This is a genomic window from Marinomonas sp. S3726, from assembly GCF_000967665.1.
GTDB lineage: Bacteria > Pseudomonadota > Gammaproteobacteria > Pseudomonadales > Marinomonadaceae > Marinomonas.
Genome location: NZ_JXYC01000086.1, coordinates 1 through 2,045, shown reverse-complemented (window position 1 = coordinate 2,045; position 2,045 = coordinate 1). Strand labels below are relative to the sequence as shown.

4 protein-coding genes are annotated in these 2,045 nt (G+C 42.8%); 1 reads left to right on the top strand and 3 read right to left on the bottom strand.

Features of this window, described 5'->3' with window-relative positions; translation table 11 throughout:
* The first annotated feature begins 188 nt into the window (after positions 1 to 188).
* Positions 189 to 305 (top strand): SymE family type I addiction module toxin, encoded by a 117-nt coding sequence (locus TW85_RS26095; protein WP_084616499.1) that lies wholly within the window; start codon positions 189 to 191, stop codon positions 303 to 305.
* 35 nt (positions 306 to 340) lie between these two features.
* Here TW85_RS26095 and TW85_RS25170 read toward each other — a convergent pair whose 3' ends face one another.
* The 3 genes from TW85_RS25170 to TW85_RS26300 all read right to left on the bottom strand — a co-directional run.
* Positions 341 to 610 (bottom strand): immunity 53 family protein, encoded by a 270-nt coding sequence (locus TW85_RS25170; protein WP_202904909.1) that lies wholly within the window; start codon positions 608 to 610, stop codon positions 341 to 343.
* Between the two features lie 103 nt (positions 611 to 713).
* The gene (locus tag TW85_RS25165) at positions 714 to 1,130 is read right to left on the bottom strand and encodes a hypothetical protein (protein WP_052702417.1); all 417 of its coding nucleotides are present in this window, start codon (positions 1,128 to 1,130) and stop codon (positions 714 to 716) included.
* Between the two features lie 14 nt (positions 1,131 to 1,144).
* Positions 1,145 to 2,045 (bottom strand): RHS repeat-associated core domain-containing protein (locus tag TW85_RS26300; RefSeq protein WP_046019887.1); only part of this gene is annotated, 901 nt, incomplete at its 5' end.

Here is a 2,045-nt window from a genome sequence, read left to right as displayed (position 1 = left end):
CACATAGTGCCAGTTCATCTCTGCGGTTTGGCCATCGCCAAACTCAACCGCCTTTTGCGCGAGATTACCAAAACCATCATCAAATTGTTTAGGGTGTCCTATTAGTACCCGTCCTATTAGTACCCGATATTCAGAATTAAAAAGTGGTTTGGGTAACTAGTGCCTTGACGGCACGGGAGCGTCCATATATGTCCGATTTAAATTGTTATTTACAGGGATTTTGGCTTGTGCAAGCTGGGTTTGAGATTGAGGCACCTTACACCATTGAGGTGTATGACAAGAAGTTGGTTTTTACTGTGGCGTAAATAAGTAGCCTCGCATTCACGGGGCTAATTAAAATTTAAGAAATTTCTGCCCAAGTTAAAAAGACTTTAATGAGCTCCTCCAAGTTGGAAGTGCCACCTGCTCCTTTGAATACACCATCAGAAACGGTGCAGTAAATCCAATTAGTCTCACTTCTCTGAATATCCATTTCGTCAAAGCGTTTGCCTGAGAGTTCTGTCTCAGCAATATCAACTTGAATAGTCCATCCGGGATTATCCAAAGTATCTATTTTTACTCCAAAACTATGCTCCCAATCGCCATCACAATTAGAGGCATACCAGTTCATTAATTTTTCTAATGTGTTCATATAATTTTCATTACTTTGGAAGTTCTTCTGGTAAAGCTGGCCTTATACCACCGCAAATTAGATAGGGTGTCCTATATAGTATTTATTTATCGAGAAAACCTGAAACCACCTTCTCTACGTCACACTTGAATCCTTCAGCATCTTCTACCTCTCCGATTGACTGCGCTTTCGTAAGCATTAAGCTCAGACACTCTCTAACTCCGTTTGCGACACATTGTTTCAAGTCATTTTGAGCTTCACCACGCCAAGAGTGTTCTGGGAAAACTAAGTCAATGGTAATTTCAGCATCTTTCTTAAGGTACTTCATTCGTTCTGGTCCTTCAGAACCGAAATCACGAACTTTCCCAGATACTCGAAATACTATGGAAAACATCACTATCGTTTTAAAGTAAGCGCCCAAGATATCTTCCTTAAAAAAATCATTAAGCATTTTCTGAATGGGCCAAAATAGGTCATCAGCCCTTGGGTCACCATATTGACCACTAACTTGAATCATCATAACTGTATTTCCTTTTATTTAGGTTGCTTTGAACCAGCCCAAGGCTCATTATTTTTAGGTCCGGGGAATCTTTCAACCAGGCGCCTTTCTCTATCAAGCATTTTATCCCTAGGGCCACGGCGATATTCTTTAATTCTTCCTCCAGCCAATTCTTTAGGGGTATACCTAGTGGAGGCGTCTTTTGAAATACCCCACTTCTCGAAATTACCGTTCGCATCAAACTTTCCGTATAAAGTGGCTTCAGTATCCGGAGTTTTGGTATTCCCATGAGAAGAGTTTAAAGAACGATTTTTGGGGCCGCTGTCATAGGCAAATGTTCCGTCAGCATTCCTCAATCGGCCATCGGCTGATCTCTTTGTATCTTTAGGATCTTTAGAATCCTTTCCATTTCCACTCTCTTTACCCTTAGGCCCAGGCGCCTTTTTCGCATCCGCTTCTTTTTTTGCCAGCTTTTCTGCCGCTTCTTGTACCGCCTTGGCCGCTTTACCTATTTTTCTTGCTTCACTTGCACCAGGTATTACATTCGTTGCCCTTTCCCAAGGTGTCAGCTTTTCTCCCGTAAAGAGATCTTCACCAGTCACGGCTCCATAGACATCCGCCGCGATACCTGCTGGCGTAAAACCAACAGCGAAAGAAGCAAGGTCACCCCAACCAAATCCAAAATCTGACGAGCTTGAATCATCACCAGATTTAGGTGAAAACCCATCAGGGTCGGTAAAACTCAGTGGGTTATTATACACATAAGTATAACGGTTAAATGCTTGTGAGTTAAACGGATCAGGAACTTTAGGATCCGCACTCACAAACCGCCCCAACTCAGGGTCATACACACGCCCATTCATGTGGATTAGGCCGACATTATCCAGCATTTCATGGCCGGTAAAGCCTTGTCTTCCTGTTAAGCCAAAGCTGTCC

What these genes read in the sequence shown, in the direction of transcription:
- TW85_RS25165 (WP_052702417.1), bottom strand. Translation starts at nt 1,130, where the DNA reads ATGATGATTCAAGTTAGTGGTCAATATGGTGACCCAAGGGCTGATGAC.
- TW85_RS26095 (WP_084616499.1), top strand. Translation starts at nt 189, where the DNA reads ATGTCCGATTTAAATTGTTATTTACAGGGATTTTGGCTTGTGCAAGCT.
- TW85_RS25170 (WP_202904909.1), bottom strand. Translation starts at nt 610, where the DNA reads ATGAACTGGTATGCCTCTAATTGTGATGGCGATTGGGAGCATAGTTTT.